General features: G+C 73.8%; 18 protein-coding genes. 6 read left to right on the top strand and 12 right to left on the bottom strand.

Features of this window, described 5'->3' with window-relative positions; all coding sequences use genetic code 11:
• Positions 1 to 57: 57 nt before the first annotated feature.
• A complete protein-coding gene (locus NUM_RS23575; RefSeq protein WP_207127104.1) occupies positions 58 to 2202 on the top strand; it encodes an FUSC family protein in 2145 nt (714 codons plus the stop codon).
• Positions 2203 to 2299: 97 nt separating this feature from the next.
• On the opposite strand, the gene NUM_RS23570 is transcribed toward NUM_RS23575, so the two are convergent.
• From NUM_RS23570 to NUM_RS23555, 4 genes are all read right to left on the bottom strand, one after another.
• Complete coding sequence (locus tag NUM_RS23570; protein ID WP_207127103.1) at positions 2300 to 3295, bottom strand: NAD-dependent epimerase/dehydratase family protein; 996 nt, start codon at positions 3293 to 3295, stop codon at positions 2300 to 2302.
• A 153-nt stretch (positions 3296 to 3448) separates the two neighbouring features.
• Positions 3449 to 3859 carry a MerR family transcriptional regulator gene (locus tag NUM_RS23565; RefSeq protein ID WP_207127102.1) on the bottom strand — a complete coding sequence of 137 codons (411 nt, stop codon included), beginning with the start codon at positions 3857 to 3859 and terminating at the stop codon, positions 3449 to 3451.
• Positions 3860 to 3939: 80 nt separating this feature from the next.
• Complete coding sequence (locus tag NUM_RS23560) at positions 3940 to 4947, bottom strand: zinc-binding dehydrogenase (protein ID WP_207127101.1); 1008 nt, start codon at positions 4945 to 4947, stop codon at positions 3940 to 3942.
• Positions 4948 to 4995: 48 nt separating this feature from the next.
• Positions 4996 to 5601, bottom strand: a complete 606-nt coding sequence (locus tag NUM_RS23555) for a TetR/AcrR family transcriptional regulator (RefSeq protein WP_207127100.1) — start codon at positions 5599 to 5601, stop codon at positions 4996 to 4998.
• A gap of 107 nt (positions 5602 to 5708) precedes the next feature.
• Between NUM_RS23555 and NUM_RS23550 the strand changes: the two genes are divergently transcribed.
• The 3 genes from NUM_RS23550 to NUM_RS23540 all read left to right on the top strand — a co-directional run bounded on the left by NUM_RS23550 (position 5709) and on the right by NUM_RS23540 (position 8149).
• Entirely contained in the window at positions 5709 to 6344 is a 636-nt protein-coding gene (locus NUM_RS23550) for a VC0807 family protein (protein WP_207127099.1), read from the top strand.
• A gap of 5 nt (positions 6345 to 6349) precedes the next feature.
• A complete protein-coding gene (locus NUM_RS23545) occupies positions 6350 to 7378 on the top strand; it encodes a hypothetical protein (protein WP_207127098.1) in 1029 nt (342 codons plus the stop codon).
• Positions 7379 to 7567: 189 nt separating this feature from the next.
• Positions 7568 to 8149: a DNA-3-methyladenine glycosylase gene (locus tag NUM_RS23540; protein ID WP_207127097.1), complete on the top strand. Its 582-nt coding sequence runs from the start codon at positions 7568 to 7570 to the stop codon at positions 8147 to 8149.
• Between the two features lie 106 nt (positions 8150 to 8255).
• Here NUM_RS23540 and NUM_RS23535 read toward each other — a convergent pair whose 3' ends face one another.
• Positions 8256 to 8441 carry a hypothetical protein gene (locus tag NUM_RS23535; protein ID WP_207127096.1) on the bottom strand — a complete coding sequence of 62 codons (186 nt, stop codon included), beginning with the start codon at positions 8439 to 8441 and terminating at the stop codon, positions 8256 to 8258.
• Positions 8442 to 8494: 53 nt separating this feature from the next.
• Positions 8495 to 9022: a M15 family metallopeptidase gene (locus tag NUM_RS23530; protein WP_207127095.1), complete on the bottom strand. Its 528-nt coding sequence runs from the start codon at positions 9020 to 9022 to the stop codon at positions 8495 to 8497.
• Positions 9023 to 9109: 87 nt separating this feature from the next.
• Between NUM_RS23530 and NUM_RS23525 the strand changes: the two genes are divergently transcribed.
• Positions 9110 to 9805: a response regulator transcription factor gene (locus NUM_RS23525; RefSeq protein WP_207127094.1), complete on the top strand. Its 696-nt coding sequence runs from the start codon at positions 9110 to 9112 to the stop codon at positions 9803 to 9805.
• A gap of 7 nt (positions 9806 to 9812) precedes the next feature.
• Positions 9813 to 10892: a sensor histidine kinase gene (locus NUM_RS23520; protein ID WP_207127093.1), complete on the top strand. Its 1080-nt coding sequence runs from the start codon at positions 9813 to 9815 to the stop codon at positions 10890 to 10892.
• Between the two features lie 10 nt (positions 10893 to 10902).
• Here NUM_RS23520 and NUM_RS23515 read toward each other — a convergent pair whose 3' ends face one another.
• From NUM_RS23515 to NUM_RS23490, 6 genes are all read right to left on the bottom strand, one after another.
• Positions 10903 to 11367, bottom strand: coding sequence for a GNAT family N-acetyltransferase (locus NUM_RS23515; protein WP_207127092.1), 465 nt, complete (start codon positions 11365 to 11367; stop codon positions 10903 to 10905).
• Positions 11364 to 12500 carry a UDP-N-acetylglucosamine--N-acetylmuramyl-(pentapeptide) pyrophosphoryl-undecaprenol N-acetylglucosamine transferase gene (locus tag NUM_RS23510; protein WP_207127091.1) on the bottom strand — a complete coding sequence of 379 codons (1137 nt, stop codon included), beginning with the start codon at positions 12498 to 12500 and terminating at the stop codon, positions 11364 to 11366. Before NUM_RS23510 ends, NUM_RS23515 begins: the two co-directional genes overlap by 4 nt.
• 27 nt (positions 12501 to 12527) lie before the next feature.
• On the bottom strand, positions 12528 to 13142 hold the full coding sequence (gene vanX / locus NUM_RS23505) for a D-Ala-D-Ala dipeptidase VanX (protein WP_207127090.1): 615 nt from the start codon (positions 13140 to 13142) through the stop codon (positions 12528 to 12530).
• Positions 13139 to 14179: a D-alanine--(R)-lactate ligase gene (gene vanA, locus NUM_RS23500; protein WP_207127089.1), complete on the bottom strand. Its 1041-nt coding sequence runs from the start codon at positions 14177 to 14179 to the stop codon at positions 13139 to 13141. Before vanA ends, vanX begins: the two co-directional genes overlap by 4 nt.
• The gene (locus NUM_RS23495; RefSeq protein WP_207127088.1) at positions 14172 to 15203 is read right to left on the bottom strand and encodes a D-isomer specific 2-hydroxyacid dehydrogenase family protein; all 1032 of its coding nucleotides are present in this window, start codon (positions 15201 to 15203) and stop codon (positions 14172 to 14174) included. Before NUM_RS23495 ends, vanA begins: the two co-directional genes overlap by 8 nt.
• 110 nt (positions 15204 to 15313) lie before the next feature.
• Complete coding sequence (locus NUM_RS23490) at positions 15314 to 15934, bottom strand: hypothetical protein (RefSeq protein ID WP_207127087.1); 621 nt, start codon at positions 15932 to 15934, stop codon at positions 15314 to 15316.
• Positions 15935 to 15946: the final 12 nt, after the last annotated feature.

Genomic DNA, 15946 nt, shown 5'->3' with positions numbered 1-15946 from the left:
ACCGGGCGGGGTCGCGGAACGCTCGGCCCCGGCCGGCCGGGTCGCTATGCTCCGGTGGTGTTGGCGCGGAAGCGGTGGTGGTCGTCGGCGGCGGCGTTGCGCGCGGTGCGCGCCACGGTCGTCGTTCCCGGATTGTTCGCCCTCACGTACAAGGTGATCGGCGATCTGCAGATGGCCACCTTCGCCGCGTTCGGTGGGTTCGCGACGTTGGTGTTGGCCTCGTTCGCCGGGACGCGCCGGGACAAGGTCGTGGCGCACGCCGGCCTGGCGGTGGCGGGCAGCGCCCTGCTGGTGATCGGTACGGCGGTGAACTCGTCGCCCTGGGTGGCGGCCGCGGTCACCCTGCCGGTGGCGTTCCTGGTGCTGTTCGCCGGGATCGGCGGGCCGAACGCGGCGGCCGGCGGCACCGCCGCGCTGCTCGCGTACGTGTTGCCGGCGGCGTCGCCGGGGACCCTGGACATGCTCGGCTCCCGGTTGGCCGGGTGGTGGCTGGCGAGCGTGGTGGGCACGGTGGCGGTGCTGCTGCTGTCGCCGCGCCCGCCCGGCGACCGGCTGCGGGCGGCGGTCGCGGCGAGTGCCGGTGCGTTGGCCGCCCGGCTCGACGCGGCGCTGCGCGGTGCCGGCACCGACGCCGACCGTGCCGCGACCATCGACGCCAAGCACGAGCTGCTCGCCGCGTTCACGGCCACCCCGTACCGGCCGACCGGGTCGACGGTGGCCGACCAGGCGCTGACCAGCCTGGTCGGGATGCTGGAGTGGGCGACGGCGGTGCTCGACGACGGGCTGCGCGAGTTCCCCGACCTGCGTGCGGTCGCCCCGGTCGAGCGGGATCTGTTCGCGGCGACCCGGGACACGCTGCGCCGGGTGGCGCGGCTGCTGGCCGGTGGCGCCGAGGAGCCCGACCTGGCCGGCCTGCAGCAGGCGATCGCCGCCAGCGTGACCGCGCTGCGCCGGATGCCCGCCGGTGACGGGGACTTCGCCGACGCGGTGCACCAGGCGTTCCATGCCCAGACCAGCGCGCTGACGGTACGCGCGGCGGCGGTCGACGCGCTCATCGCCGCCCGGCGCGCGGATCCGGCGACCGCCGCCGACCAGGCCCGCCGCTGGTACGGGCTGCCGGCCGCGCGGATGCCCCGGCTCGGCGTGTTCGAGCTGGCGTGGCGGCACGCGAACCTGCGGTCGGTGTGGTTCGTCAACAGCATCCGGGGCGCGCTCGCGCTCGCCGCCGCGGTACTGGTGGCCGACCTGGTCGGGGTGCAGCACGCGTTCTGGGTGGTCCTCGGCACCCTGTCGGTACTGCGGACCAACGCGGCCGGCACCGGCTCCACGGCGCTGCGGGCGTTGCTGGGCACGCTGGTCGGTTTCGTCGTCGGCGCCGCGCTGCTGCTGGTGGTCGGTACCGGCCCGGTCGCGCTCTGGGTGGCGCTGCCGATCGCGGTCCTGGTGGCCGGTTACGTCCCGGGCACGCTGCCGTTCGTGGTCGGGCAGGCGGCGTTCACCGTCGTGGTGTCGGTGCTGTACAACCTGCTCGTACCGGTCGGCTGGTCGATCGGGGTGGTCCGGATCGAGGACGTCGCGATCGGCTGCGCGGTGAGCCTGGTCGTGGGCGTGCTGTTCTGGCCGCGGGGCGCCAGTGCGGTGGTCGGCGACGATGTCGCCGACGCGTTCCGGGAGGGCGGCCGGTACCTTGCCCAGTCGGTCAACTGGGCGCTGGGGCTGCGGCACCAGGAACCGGAACCGGCCCGTGCGGTGACCGCGGGCCTGCGGCTCGACGACGGGGTACGCGGATTGTTGGCCGAACGCGGCACCAGGCACCTGGCCAGCCAGCAGCTGTGGCGGCTGGTCGGCGGGACGATCCGGTTGCGGCTGACGGCGCAGTCGCTGGCCAGCCTGCCCTCGCCGGACGCCGGGCCGGACCCGGTCAGCGACGCGCTGAGCGGTCAGGCGGCGCAGATCGCCGGCTGGTTCGACGATCTGGCCGACCTGCTGGTGCGGCCCGACGCGGCCGCCCCGTCCCGGGTGCCGAGGGTCGCGACCCGGATCCCGACGCTGCAGCCGATCGCCGCCGCGGCCACCACCGACACCCTGCCCTGCACGCTGTGGGTCGAGCAGCACCTGCAGCACATCCGGCCGGCGCTGGACAGCCTGGTCGAGCCGGCGGCCGAGGTCGCCCGGCTGCGCCGCATCCCCTGGTGGCGTTAGCGCGCCGGGCCCGTGCGGCCGGGACCGCTCGGCGCGCTCGGCGGCGCCGTGGCCACCCTGGTGTTCTCGGGTGGCCACGGCACGGGCCGGACGACGGTCAGCGGGCGTGCCAGGCCGCGAGCAGCGCCGCCTCGTCCTCGGCGGTGATGCCGCCGTCGCGCTCGTGGGGGCGCCACGCCTCGCGGGTCCAGGCGAGCGTGTCGCGGGCGGTCTCGGCCAGGTCTCGGGTGCGCAGGCCGGCGGCCAGCGACCGGGTCACGTCGCGGCTGAGGAACCCGCCGTACTCCGGCAGCGGCAGCCACAGCGGCAGCGAGCGTTCCCCGGCCCACGGGTTGACCCCCTGCTCGACCAGGAAGTCCTGATCCACCCAGGTCAGCTCCGGGGTCACCCCGACGCCGGCGGCGATCGCGGCCAGGAACTCGCGCATCGGCATCGGCGCGCCGTTCCCGTCGTACGCACCGGCCAGCCCGTCGACGCCGGCCCGGACGATCCAGTCGGCCAGGTCGCGCACGTCGACGACCTGAACGAGTCGGTCCGGATCGCCGGGCGCCAGCACCTCGCCGCCGCGGGCCAGCCGGCTCGGCCAGTAGCCGAAGCGGACCATCGCGTCGCGCGGCCCCACCAGCAGGCCGGCCCGGCACAGGAACGCCCGGTCGGCGCCCATCGCCTCGACCACGGCCAGCTCGCAGGCGCGCTTGCAGCGCCCGTAGTTCTCCTCGTCGGACTCGTCCACATCGGCCGGCGCCGGCTCGACCAGCGGCGCGGTCTCGGCGACCTGCCCGGGGGTCGCGTCGTCGGAGTACACGTTGCAGGTCGACACGAACGTCCAGTGCCCGGCCCGCTCCGCCAGCGCGGCCAGCGCGGAGCGTGCCTCGCTGGGCCGGCGGGCCACGTCGACGACCGCGTCGAAGTCGCCGTCGAGCCCGTCGTACGCCCCGGGCTGGGTGCGGTCGGCCCGGACGAACCGGACGCCGGGCGGCGGCTCGCCGGTCTTGCCGCGGGCCAGGCACACCACCTCGTGCCCGGCATCGCGGGCCGCCTCCGCCACCGCGCGCGACAGCATCGCGGTGCCGCCCAGTACCAGTGTTCGCATCGAACCAGTCCTCTCGTCGTACCGTCTCCGCGGAATCGTCGCAGCCGTCGGGGCGACACGCCCGCCGCTTTCGCCAGCAGCGGATCTGCTCAGAGCAGAGCGGACGACGGCCCAGCGTGGTGCGGTGATCCGATGGCGCCGGCGCGACCCGGCTCAGCGGCCCGCCGGCGATCCGCCCGACCGGGACGCGGAGGCCCGGGGCTGCGCGGCGGCGGCCGGCGCCGACGCCCGGCGCAGGTACTCGTCGAGCGAGTCCTGTTGCGCCCGGAGCAGGCGGACGCGGGCGCCGATGCGGTCCCGGTAGGCCCGGGCCGCAGCGAGATGCTCGGCCGCCGGGACGCCGCCCGCAGGCGGGTGCGGGCCGGCCAGCACGTCGCCGATCAACCGCACCGGGAGCCCCACCGCCAGCAGCGAGCGCACGGCCGCCGCCCGGTCGATGGTCGAGCGGCAGTAGTCGCGGTAGCCGTTGCTGCGGCGGCCGGGGACGATCAGCCCCTGGTCCTCGTAGTACCGCAGCGAGCGGGCGGACACCCCGACCGCCCGCGCCGCGTCACCGATCTGCATGCCTGCGCCAACGCCGCCGTGCTCAGGGGTGTTCCCGGGTACCGGCGGCACCCACCGATGCCGCCCGAGCCGGTGACGTCTCACCGCCACGGATCGAGGGCATGCTTGCCGGTCGTCTCGCCGGCCTCGAGCCGGCGAAGCACCGCCGGGCCCGCCGCGAGCGGGTGCACCCGTGGACGCCCGGGTGGGTACACCCCCTGGCCGACGAGCGTGTCGAGCTCGGCCAGCAGTGACCGGTGGAGGGCCGGGGCGCTCGTGGCCAGCGCGCCGATGTGCAGCCCCTTGACTTGCACCTGGTGACGGAAGACCAGATCGTGCGTGTCGAGCACGGCGTCCCCGGACGCGGCGCCGAACACCACGATGCGCCCCACGAACGGCCTGGTGACGGCCAGGCTGGTGGCGAACGTCGCGCGCCCGACCGACTCCAGCACCAGATCGACCCCGTCGGTACGGCGACGGATCAGGTCGGTCAGCTCGGGGCTGGCGCTGTCGAACACCTCGTCGACGCCGAGCGCCCGGACCGTGTCGTGCTTGGCCGCCGATGCCGTGCCGAGCACGCGCGCGCCGTAGTGGCGGGCCAGCCGGACGGCGGCCTGGCCGACCCCGCCGGCCGCGGCGTGCACGAGGACCACGTCGCCGGGCTCGACCTGGCCCAGTGGCCGCAGCGCGGCCAGGGCGGTCGCCCAGTTGAGCACCATGCCCAGGGCCGCGGCGTCGGTCCAACCCGGCGGTACCGGGATCGCGCCGGCGGCCGGCATGGTCAGGTACTGCGCGAAGGCGCCGGGTCCGGCGCCCACGACCCGGGTGCCGGGCGGGAGCGGAGCCGGGACGTCCGGGCCGGTCGCCACGATCTCGCCGGCGGCCTCGAAGCCGGCCAGGTACGGCGCCGCCGGCCCGCCGCCGTAGGTCCCGCGGGACTGCATGACGTCGGCGAAGTTGATCCCGGCGGCACCGACCCGCACCAGGTACTCCCCGGGCCCCGGGGTGGGGCGGGGCCGGTCGGTCACGAGGACCAGGTCGGCCGGCCCTCGGTGGGTCTGCTGCACCAGCGCCCGCATCGTCCTGTCGTGCTGCTCGTCGAGTCGCATCGGCCGACCGTAGAAGCCTCACACGTACGGCAAGGTCAAGTCGCCGGCTCAGCCGCGGGGCCGGACCAGCGGCAGGTAGACCTCGTCGACGATCTCGACCAGCAGGCCGTCCCCGGCGCTGGTCATGCCGTTGAGCCCGTACTCGTTGCGGAGCAGGTCGACGGCGACCGTCGCCACCCGCGGGGTCAGCGCCGCGGGGTCGGCCTCGCCGCGGGTGACCGCGCGCGCCAGGATCGTCAGCCACGGACCGACGCCGACCCGGCCGAGCTGCTCGCGGATCTCGCGCAGCCGCTCGGGATCGTCCTGCATCCCGGCCAGCAGGCCGCGCAGCACGGCGCCGAACGGTGCGGCCATCCGGTCGTTGGTCCGGCGCAGCATGGCCAGCGCGTCGTCGCGCAACGTGCCCGTGTCGGGCACGTCGTCCGGCGCGCTCGGCAGCATCGATCGCCATGCCGCGATGCTCAGCGCCGTCCGGTTCGGCCAGCGGCGGTAGATCACGTTCTTGCTGGTACCGGCGCGGGCGGCGACCCGGTCCATGGTCAGCCCGGGATAGCCGACCTCGGCCAGCTCCTCGGCCGCGGCCTGCAGCACCGCCGCCTCCAGCGCCGCACCGCGCCGGCGGGTCGCCTTGACCGCCGTGCCGTCCTCGACCATCGAGACCTCCCCTGAAGGAACTGGCCCGTACCTTACCGCAAGTCGCTTGCCCTGCGTGCAAGTCCATGTGAGATACGTTCACGTATCCTAATTTCGAGGGAGTGGACATGGACAAGCGAGCGCTGATCATCGGGCTGCTGGCCGACGTGGGGCTGCCGGCCGCGGTCTACTACGGGGGGCGCGCCGTCGGGCTCGACGTCGAACCCGCGCTGGCCGCCGGCGGCTGCGTCGCGCTGCTCCGGCTGGCGTACGTCGCGATCACCAGACGGCGCCTCGACGGGCTCGCCGCCGTCGTGGCCGGTGGGTTCGTCGCGCTGCTGGTCGCGTCGCTGCTGACCGGGGACGCCCGGATCCTGCTGGCGCGCGAGTCGATCGTGTCCGGCGGGCTCGGCCTGCTGCTGCTCGGATCGGTCGCCGTCGGCCGCCCGGTGCTCTACGCGATCCTGCGGCGGCTCAACGCCGGCAAGCCCGACGTGCTCGACCGGTGGGACCGGCTGTGGCGCGACCGGCCGGCGTTCCGGCGGGTGTTCGTGCTGATGAGCCTCGTCTGGGGGGCCGGTCTGCTGGCCGAGGCGATCGTCCGGGTGCCGCTGATCTACCTGCTGCCGGTCGACGTCACCGCCGCGCTGTCCACCGCGTTGCAGATAGGCACCGTCGGGCTGCTGGTCGGCTGGTCGCTGTGGTACCGCCGGAGCCGGCAACGCGCCGCCGCCCGCCACGCCACCACCCCCGAGACGGTCTGACTCCGGTGCGCGGCAAGGGAATCAACTACGACACCGGCGCCTACCCGGCGGGGCACCCGACGCGCGAGCGGTTCGACGCGGCGACGGTAGGCGAGGAGATGCGGGTCATCGCGGCGGATCTGCACTGCACCGCGGTACGCATCACCGGCGGCGATCCGGGCCGGCTCGATGTGGCCGCCCGCGCGGCGGCGGCCGCCGGCCTGGCCGTCTGGTACGCGCCGTTCCCGTGCGAACTGGGCACCGACGCGATGCTCGCGCTGTTCGCCGACTGCGCGAGACGAGCCGAAAGCCTGCGGCGGCAGGGCAACGAGGTCGTACTCGTGCTCGGCGGTGAGCTGAGCATCATGGCATCCGGGTTCCTGCCCGGCGACGACCTGCACGCTCGGCTGGCGTCGTTGACCTCGCCCGGCGGGCGGTCGCCGGCGCTGCTCGCCGCCGTACCGCCGGCGCTCAACGGGTTCCTGGCCACCGCGCTCGACCGGGTCCGGCCGCTGTTCGGCGGTCCGGTCACCTACGCCTCGCTACCGTACGAGCGGGTGGACTGGACACCGTTCGACTACGTCGCGGCGGACGCGTACCGGGCGGCGCACAACGCGGCCACGTTCGCCGCGGAGATCCGCGCCCTGCACCGGTACGGCAAACCGGTGGCGGTCACCGAGTTCGGCTGCGCCACGTTCCGCGGTGCGGCCGACCTCGGCGCCCGCGGCTGGCTGATCGTCGACCGCTCGTTCACCCCGCCCCGGCTGTCCGGCGAGTACGTCCGGGACGAGCCGGAGCAGGCCCGGTACCTGCGCGAGGTGCTGGCGGTCTTCGACGCAGAGGGGGTCGACACGGCGTTCTGGTTCACCTTCGCCGGCTACGCGTTCGAGCACCGGCCCGGCCCGCACGCCGATCTCGACCTCGCCTCGTACGGGGTCGTCCGGATCGGGCCGGACGGTCGACGCCGCCCCAAGGCCGCCTTCCACGCCCTGGCCGACGCTTACCGGGACCGTGCCGTGGACCATCGCCCGGCACCGGAGCGTCCGAGCCGGTGACGTCCGGAGCGCCGGGTCAGGATGACGTCTGGCGCGAACGGGCCGGTGACTCCCGAACCGCCGGGGCCGGTGACTCCCGGACCCGCGGTTCGGCCGGTGCCGTTCGGTCCGGTGCCCGCGCTGCCGAGCCCGGTCGACCTGCACCGTGGCCGCGGCGGTCCGGTGGCCTGCGCTAGGCTGCGCGCGACGATGAGCGAGATGCTGCGGCCAGGATTCGACTGGCTGGACCTTCCGGTGGAGCAGGCCGCGCGCCGGCTGCTCGGCTGCGAACTGCACCGCGAGCTCGACGGCCGCACGCTGGTCGCGCGGATCGTGGAGACCGAGGCGTACGACCAGGACGACGAGGCGAGCCACGCGTTTCGCGGGCGTACCGCGCGAACCGACGCGATGTTCCGCTCCGCCGGGCACCTGTACGTCTACCTGATCCACGGCATTCACCACTGCTGCAACGTCGTCACCGGGCGGGACGGGTACGGCAGCGGGGCGCTGGTCCGGGCCGTCGAACCGGTCGAGGGCGAGGACGTGATGCGGGCCCGCCGCGGCCGAGCCGGGACGGCGCTGACCAACGGGCCGGGCAAGCTGTGCCAGGCACTCGGCATCACCCGCACGCTGAGCGGCCACGACCTGTCGCTGCCGCCGGTACGGCTGGTCGAGCGCGACCCGGTCGACCAGCAGCGGATCGTCACCACGACGCGGGTCGGCATCTCCCGCGCCGTCGCCGCGCCCCGCCGCTTCTACCTCGCCGACAACCCCTACGTCTCCCAGCCCTGACCGGTCGCGCTTCCGCGCCGAGCCGGGCCTGTTGTCCTCGATCGGCGCCACCGCGAAGATCGTCCGGTAACGACGTCCTACCCGGGGCGCTCGTCGGGGGATCCGGTCAGCGGCGGGGTGGTTGCCAGCGGGCCAGGCGGGCGCGGTCGTGCCAGCTCGCGCGTTCCTGGTAGGGCGGCCCCTCGCGCTGCGGGGAGCCCAGCCGGCTGCGGATCGCCGCGAGCTTCGCGTCGACCCGATCGTGCTCGGTCATGCCGGCGCGGGCCCGGGTGTCGAGCTGGTAGGCGACCACGTTGGCCAGCGGCTCGTCGGCGAGCTTGCGGTGCGTCGACGCCGTGGTCGCGGTCAGGGCTGCATGCGGGGGTCGTGGGTGGGATCGGGGTAGAGGGGCGGCCGGCCGTGCCGGACGGCTTCCGGGCGCAGCTCGTAGTGCCAGGGCTCGTTGCGGTAGATCTGGCACAGCCCGTACCGGGCGCCGTACCGGGCCAGCCAGGCGGTCGCGTCGAACCGCCCGATGTCGACGGCGTGGCCGGCCACGTGCGCGGAGGTGTCCGCGGTGGCGACCCAGCGGGCGGCCTCCGCCGCCGACCCGTACTTGGTGACCGCCTCGCGCAGCAGCTGGTTCTGGTACGCCGGGGAGCGCCAGCCGCTGTTGACCCGGAACTCCACGCCGTCCCGGGCGGCGTCGGCGGCTGCCGCCCGCAGCGCGCGGAGCAGCGCGGAGTCGAGGTTGGCGACGCCGGGATAGCGGTCGTCGAACACCGTCACGCCGGCGGGCAGCACCCCGTCCGCCTCGGTCGTGGTCCGTACGGGCACCTCGTCGTTCGGCGGGATCCTGCCGGTCTTCGCTGGTGCTGAGGTGGTTTGTCGCATGCGGTCAGTCAAGGCGACGCCGTGTTGCCGGCTCGTATGTGCTTTTTGGTATGCCGACGATATGTGTCGGCTCCTAGCATCGAGACCATGCGTGTGTTGGTCGTCGAGGACGAGCCCTACATGGCCGAGGCCATCCGTGACGGCCTGCGGCTGGAGGCGATCGCGGCCGACATCGCCGGTGACGGCGACACGGCCCTGGAGCTGTTGAGCGTCAACGCCTACGACATCGCGGTACTCGACCGTGACATTCCCGGCCCGTCCGGGGACGAGGTCGCGCAGAGCATCGTGAGTTCCGGCAGCGGCATGCCGATCCTGATGCTCACCGCCGCCGACCGGCTCGACGACAAGGAGTCCGGGTTCGAACTCGGCGCCGACGACTACCTCACCAAGCCGTTCGCGCTGCGCGAGCTGGTGCTGCGGCTGCGGGCGCTGGACCGCCGCCGGAGCTACAGCAGGCCGCCGGTACGGGAGATCGCCGGGTTGCGGCTCGACCCGTTCCGCCGCGAGGTGTACCGGGACGGCAGGTACGTCGCGCTGACCAGGAAGCAGTTCGCGGTACTGGAGGTGCTGGTCGCCGCCGACGGCGGGGTGATCAGCGCCGAGGAGCTGCTGGAGCGGGCCTGGGACGAGAACGCCGACCCGTTCACGAATGCGGTACGCATCACCGTCTCGGCGCTGCGCAAGCGGCTCGGCGAACCGTGGTTGATCGCCACGGTCCCCGGCGTCGGCTACCGCATCGACGCCGAAGCCGGTACCGGGCGGGAGGGCGCGGGCCGTGCGTAGGCCCGGGATGAGCGTCCGGCTGAAGCTGACCCTCAGCTATGCCGGGTTCCTCATGGTGGCCGGTGCCCTGATGCTCGCGGTGGTGTACTTCTTCCTGCTGCGCTACGTGCCGTGGGTGGTCGTCACCTCCACGCCCGGGATGATGATTCCGGGGCGCACCGACCTGATCGAGGCGTTCGCCCCGAAGATCGCCTGGATGATGTTCTTCCTGCTGATCTTCGGACTGTTCGGCGGGTGGATCCTGGCCGGCCGGATGCTCGCCCCGCTGACCCGGATCACCAACGCCACCCGCAAGGCAGCGAGCGGGTCGCTGTCGCACCGGATCGAACTGGAGGGCCGCGCGGACGAGTTCCGGGAGCTGGCCGACAGCTTCGACGCGATGCTCGCCCAGATCGAGGCGCAGGTGGCCGAGCAGCAACGGTTCGCGGCCAACGCCTCGCACGAGCTGCGTACCCCGCTCGCGATCACCCAGACGCTGCTGGACGTGGCGCGCAACGACCCGCACCACGACACCCGGGAGCTGATCGAACGGCTGCACTACGTCAACGGCCGGGCGATCGACCTGACCGAGGCGCTGTTGCTGCTCAGCCGGGCCGATCGGCGCTCCTTCACCCGGGAGCCGGTCGACCTGTCGTTGCTGGCCGAGGAGGCGGCGGAGACGTTGCTGCCGCTGGCGGAGAAGCGCGGCGTCACGATCGAGACGGCCGGCGAGGTGGCGGTCACGATCGGCTCGCACCCGCTGCTGCTGCAGCTGACCACGAACCTGCTGCACAACGCGATCGTGCACAACCTGCCGCGGGACGGCACCGTGCGGGTCCACACCGCGGCGTTCGCCGGGTTCGTCGTGCTGACGGTCGACAACACCGGCGAGCAGCTCTCGCCGCAGCTGGTGGCGACGCTCACCGAGCCGTTCCAGCGTGGTACCCAACGCATCCACCGCGACCACAGCGGGGTCGGCCTGGGCCTGGCCATCGTCAAGAGCATCACCCGGGCGCACGACGGCGTGCTGCACCTGGTACCGCTGCCGTCCGGGGGGTTGCGGGTCAGCGTGCAACTGCCGGCCGCGCCGCCGCCGGTTCCCCGCTGACCCGCGGCGATCAACGGTCGGTGTCGGTGCCCAGCTCGCGAAGGAACCGGGACGAGACCCCGGCCTGATCGGCGTAGCCGTGCCGCCGGTAGAACGCGTGCGCGTCGCCTCGCCGAGCGGCGCTGGTGACCTCCATCCGCGTGCAGCCGTGCCCGATCGCGAACCGCTCGGCGGCGGCGACGAGGCGGGAGCCCACGCCGCGGCGGCGCACCCGGTCGCGGACCACCAGCGCGGTGATGCGGGCCCAGGCCCCGTCGCGCTCGAAGTACGGACAGATCTGGACGGCGACGATGCCGAGCGGCGCACCGCCGTCGTCGGCGACCAGGGCCGTCGCGCTCGGATCGTCGTGCCAGGAACGGATCCGGACCGCCGTCGCGGCCCGGTCCCGCTGCGGGTAGCCCAGCTGCTCCAGCAGCGCGACGACCGCGTCGACATCGGTGGCGTGCACCGGCCGGATCCGGAGCTCCCGGCTCACCGGGCGTCCCGGCGCCGGTCGGCGATGAGGCCCAGCACGTGCCGGGCCAGGACGGCGTCCGCGTCGGGGGCGCCGGCCGCGGACGCGGCGGCAGACATGGCCGCGATCCGGGCCGGATCGGTGAGCACCGGGAGCAGGCTGCTCAGCACCCAGGCCGGGTCGAGGTCGGCGTTGTCGACCAGCAGCCCGCCGCCAGCCGCGACGATCGGCTCGGCGTTGTGCCGCTGCTCGCCGCCGCGCAGCGGCAGCGGTACGTACGCCGCGGGAAGCCCGACGGACGTCAGCTCGGCGCAGGTCATCGCCCCGGACCGGCAGATCACGAAGTCGGCGGCGGCATAGGCGTACTGCATCTCGTCGACGTAGCGCAGCACCACGTACGGCGGGTCGCCGGCGGGTGCCTCGACCTCGTGCTGCGGCCCGGTGATGTGCAGCACCTGCACGCCGGCCGCGCGCAGCGCCGGTGCGGCGCCGGAGACCGCGACGTTGATCGCCCGGGCGCCCTGCGACCCGCCGGTGACCAGCAGTACCGGCCCGTCCGGGTGCAGGCCGAACCGCCGCCGGGCCGCGGCGCGCAGCGCGGACCGGTCCAGCCCGGTGATCGCCGGCCGCAGCGGGATCCCGATCGCGGTGGCGTGCGCCAGCCGTACTGCCGGGGTGGCGGTGAACACGTGCGTGGTCAGCCGGGCCGCGAGGCGGTTGGCGACACCGGGCTGGGCGTTCGCCTCGTGCACGACGATGGGCAGCCCGCGCCGGTGCGCGGCGAGGTAGGCGGGCGCGGCCACGTAGCCGCCGAAGCCGACCACGGCCTCGGCACGTACCCGGTCGAGTACGGTGCCGGCCGCCCGCACCGAGTCGCGCAGCTTGCCCGGGGTCTGCAACAGGGCGAGGTTCAGGTTGCGCGGCAACGGTACCGGCGGGATCAGCTCCAGCGGGTAGCCGCGAGCCGGGACGAGCGTGGTGTCCAGCCCGCGGACCGTGCCCAGCGCGGTGATCTCGGCGGTGGGGTCCAGCCGGCGCAGCGCGTCGGCGAGGTTCATCGCGGGCTCGATGTGGCCGGCCGAGTGGCCGCCGGCGACGACGACGCGTGGCGCGCTCACGCGGGTGCCCCGGGGCACGGGTGCGGTGGCATGCATGGTCCTTGTCTGGTGACGGGGGTCGGCTCAGCTGGCGAGGATGGGGAAGTCGAAGTAGGTGTCCGGGTACGGCTCGTCGGCCAGCGTGTAGTGCCACCACTCGCAGTCGTACGGGCGGAATCCGCTGGCGCACATCAGCTCGCGCAGCTGGTCCCGGTTGGCCGCCGCGGCCGGCGCGAGGCCCGCCGCCCGGTGGTGGGAGATCGGGTCCATCAGGTCGTGGTCGCCGCCCATCGCGGCGAGCTCCCCGGTGTCGAGGTGGTACAGGGTCAGGTCGACGGTGCTGCCCCGGCTGTGCCCGGACCGCCTCGCCACGTAACCCTGTTCGATCATCGCGGCACGGTCGATGTTCGGGTGGTGCCGCCGCTTGGTCCGGCCGTCCTCGGGTTCGGTCGACCAGCGCAGGAACCGGTCCACTGCGCGTTGCGGGCGGTAGGCGTCCCACAGCAGCAACCCGAAGCCGAGCGACTCGGCCTGCCGCCGCGCGTCGTCCAGCGCGGTGCACAGCGCCTTGGTGCCGACGATGCGGTTCGCCGCGTAGCCGTCCACCGGCTTGCCGGTGAAGTTGTCCCAGGTGGCGTACTTGGCGTCCCAGCGGATCCCGGGCACGAACTCGTCCACGAAGACGAAGTCGCCGTTCATCGCCGGCTTCCGGTCAGGGCCAGTGCCGCGATCCGGTCGATCACCTCGGTGAGCGGCAGCCCGGCGGCCGCCATCATCCGCGGGTACCGGCTGTACGAGGTGGTACCGGGGAAGGTGTTGACCTCGTTGAGGACCACGGTGCCGTCGTCGGTCAGGAACATGTCCACCCGGGCCAGCCCGCGGCAGCCCAGGGCACGGTAGATCGCCTTCGCGGTCTCCCGGACGAGCTCCCGGGTCGGGCCTGAGATGTTCGCCGGCACGGTGACGGTGGAGTTCTCCGAGCCGGTCTCGGGCGAGTTCTCCTGGTGGATCTTGAAGAAGCCGTGCGACAGGGTGATCTGGTCGACCTCGCCGGCGACCAGGTCGGTGTCGTTGCCGAGGATCGCGCAGCCGACCTCGGTCCCGGCGACCGCCGCCTCGATCAGCACCTTCGAGTCGAACTCGCGCGCCGCGGCCACCGCGCCGGGCAGGTCCGCCGGCCCGGCCGCCTTGCCCACCCCGAACGAGGAGCCCGAGCGGGCCGGCTTGACGAAGATGGGATAGCTGAACAGGTCCGGGTCGATGGTCTCGCCGGCGGTGAAGGTCCAGAAGTCCGGCGTGGCGATCCCCGCGCTGCGCACCACCAGGTACGCCAGCGACTTGTCCATGCACAGCGCGGAGCTCTGGATGTCGCATCCCACGTACGGCATGCCGGACAGCTCCAGCAGCCCCTGCATGGCGCCGTCCTCGCCGAGCTTGCCGTGCAGTACCGGGAAGACCAGGTCCAGCTCGATCGTCTCGTACTTGCCCTCGTCGAACACCAGCAGCCCGCGCACCCTGCGGTCGGGGGACAGCACGGCCGGCCGGCAGTTGCCGTTCTCCCAGTCCGGGGCCGGGCCGTCGCACAGCTTCCAGGCGCCGCTTCGGGTGATGCCGACGTAGAACGGCTCGTACTTCGTCAGGTCGAGGTTTCTCGCCACCTCCTGCGCGGACTTGACCGAGATGGGGTGCTCCTCGGAGCAGCCGCCGAACACGATGCCGACCTTCAACCTAGTCATGGTTTCTGCTTTCGAATCGGAGACAGTTGGCGATGGAGTTCTCGACCGTGTCGCGCAGCGCGTGGTCGGTGTAGTAGGCGGTGTGCGGGCTGACGACGACGTTCGGCAGCTGCTGCAGCCGGGCCAGCGTGGTGCCGGTCGGCGGCGCGTCCCGGCGGTCGGCGTAGAAGATCCCTTCCTCGCCCTCGACCACGTCCAGCGCCGCACCGCCCAGCTGCCCGGACTCCAGCGCGGTGAGCAGCGCGTCGCTGTCGACCAGCGGGCCGCGACCGGTGTTGACGACGATCGCGCCCCGGCGCAGCCGCCCGATCCGCTCGCGGTCGAGCAGGTGGTAGGTGCCCGCGGTGAGCGGGGTGTGCAGCGTGACGATGTCGCTGCCGTGCAGCAGCTCGTCGAACGACACGTGCTCGGCCGCGGTGGCCGGATGCTGGTCGTGGGCCAGTATCCGGCAGCCGAAGCCGGACAGCCGGTCGATGACCGCGGCGCCGATGCGTCCGGTGCCGACCACCCCGACGGTCAGGTCGCGCAGCTCCCGGCCGCGCTGCTCGGTCAGCCGGTAGTCGTACCGGTCGACCCGGGTGAGCACGGACCGGGTGTGTCGCACCGCCATCAGCATCAGCATCAGCGTGTAGTCGGCGACGCTGTCGGGTGAGTACGCGACGTTCTCCACGCACACGCCGATGCTCGCGGCGTAGGCGACGTCGATGTGGTCGAACCCGACGCTGCGGGTGGACACGTACCGCACGCCGGCCCGGCTCAGCGCACGCAGCGTGGTGTTGCCGATCCGGGTCTTGTGGCCGACGCTGATGCTGCGGTTCCCCGCGGCCAGCGCGACGTTGTCCGCCGACAGCGGCGTCTCGGTGATGGTGGCAAGCACGCCGAGGCGCGGTGCCAGCGTGCGGAACAGGGCGGCCTCGTCGGGCCCGCAGCTGTACACGGTGATCCCGGTCGCCGTCGGCGCCGCGGGGGGTGCCGTCGGCCGGGCGGGGCGGGCCGCAACTCGTACTGGCTCCCGGTAGCTCATGCCGGTCAGTCAAGTCGTCGCCGCGTTGCCGTCGCGTATCCGATTCTCGATACGCCGGCGATATGTTACTTGCAGGTAATCAGGCCGACGCGCGCCCGCGCCGGGTGGGCTCAGCGCGGCGGGCGGGCCGCCAGCCGGGCCAGCTCGGTGGCGGTGCGGCGGGCGGATTCCGTGGCCCCGGCGGCGAGGTAGCGGGCGAGCGTGTCCAGGTCGCCGGCCGGGCGCAGCGAGCCGATCGTCGGCTCGCCCAGCGGGTACGCCAGGTGCCGGCCCTCGCGATCGGGCCCCAGCAGCAGCACCGGCGCCGACACCCGGCTCGGCGTGACGGTGGCGCCGTCCCCGGTCGCGGTGCCCAGCCGGGCCTCGCAGCTCGCCAGGTCGACCCGGCCCCGGACACCGCCCTCGGCCACCAGCTCGGTGCCCTCGATCCAGCTGTGCACGCCGAGCACCAGCCGGCTCATCGTCGGGCGCATCACCTTCAGTGCGCCGACCAGGATCACGGTGACGCAGGCCAGCGCGAACACCGTGTTGAGCAGGATCGCGCCGACCGACCAGTGGTTGCGGACCGCATGCCGGATCTCGACCGGCAGGTAGGCCGCGACCACCACGGCGTAGCCGAGGATCAGCAGGTACCGGACCGCCCGGCCGGTGGCCAGCCGCCTGCGTCCCCGCGGGGACGTGAGATCGGTCAGCTGAACCGCTCCGGGTGGTGGTTGCGCAGGTTGGCTCACCGCGCCAGCATA

The sequence above is a fragment of the Actinocatenispora comari genome (genome assembly GCF_017312725.1).
Lineage (GTDB): Bacteria > Actinomycetota > Actinomycetes > Mycobacteriales > Micromonosporaceae > Actinocatenispora > Actinocatenispora comari.
Note: the sequence above shows the minus strand (reverse complement) of the source record. Positions and strands in the feature narration are given on the sequence as shown.

Coding starts and splice junctions, on each gene's coding strand:
- NUM_RS23570 (WP_207127103.1), bottom strand. CDS start 3,295: ATGCGAACACTGGTACTGGGCGGCACCGCGATGCTGTCGCGCGCGGTG.
- NUM_RS23565 (WP_207127102.1), bottom strand. CDS start 3,859: ATGCAGATCGGTGACGCGGCGCGGGCGGTCGGGGTGTCCGCCCGCTCG.
- NUM_RS23560 (WP_207127101.1), bottom strand. CDS start 4,947: ATGCGACTCGACGAGCAGCACGACAGGACGATGCGGGCGCTGGTGCAG.
- NUM_RS23555 (WP_207127100.1), bottom strand. CDS start 5,601: ATGGTCGAGGACGGCACGGCGGTCAAGGCGACCCGCCGGCGCGGTGCG.
- NUM_RS23550 (WP_207127099.1), top strand. CDS start 5,709: ATGGACAAGCGAGCGCTGATCATCGGGCTGCTGGCCGACGTGGGGCTG.
- NUM_RS23540 (WP_207127097.1), top strand. CDS start 7,568: ATGAGCGAGATGCTGCGGCCAGGATTCGACTGGCTGGACCTTCCGGTG.
- NUM_RS23530 (WP_207127095.1), bottom strand. CDS start 9,022: ATGCGACAAACCACCTCAGCACCAGCGAAGACCGGCAGGATCCCGCCG.
- NUM_RS23525 (WP_207127094.1), top strand. CDS start 9,110: ATGCGTGTGTTGGTCGTCGAGGACGAGCCCTACATGGCCGAGGCCATC.
- NUM_RS23520 (WP_207127093.1), top strand. CDS start 9,813: ATGAGCGTCCGGCTGAAGCTGACCCTCAGCTATGCCGGGTTCCTCATG.
- NUM_RS23510 (WP_207127091.1), bottom strand. CDS start 12,500: ATGCATGCCACCGCACCCGTGCCCCGGGGCACCCGCGTGAGCGCGCCA.
- vanX (WP_207127090.1), bottom strand. CDS start 13,142: ATGAACGGCGACTTCGTCTTCGTGGACGAGTTCGTGCCCGGGATCCGC.
- vanA (WP_207127089.1), bottom strand. CDS start 14,179: ATGACTAGGTTGAAGGTCGGCATCGTGTTCGGCGGCTGCTCCGAGGAG.
- NUM_RS23495 (WP_207127088.1), bottom strand. CDS start 15,203: ATGAGCTACCGGGAGCCAGTACGAGTTGCGGCCCGCCCCGCCCGGCCG.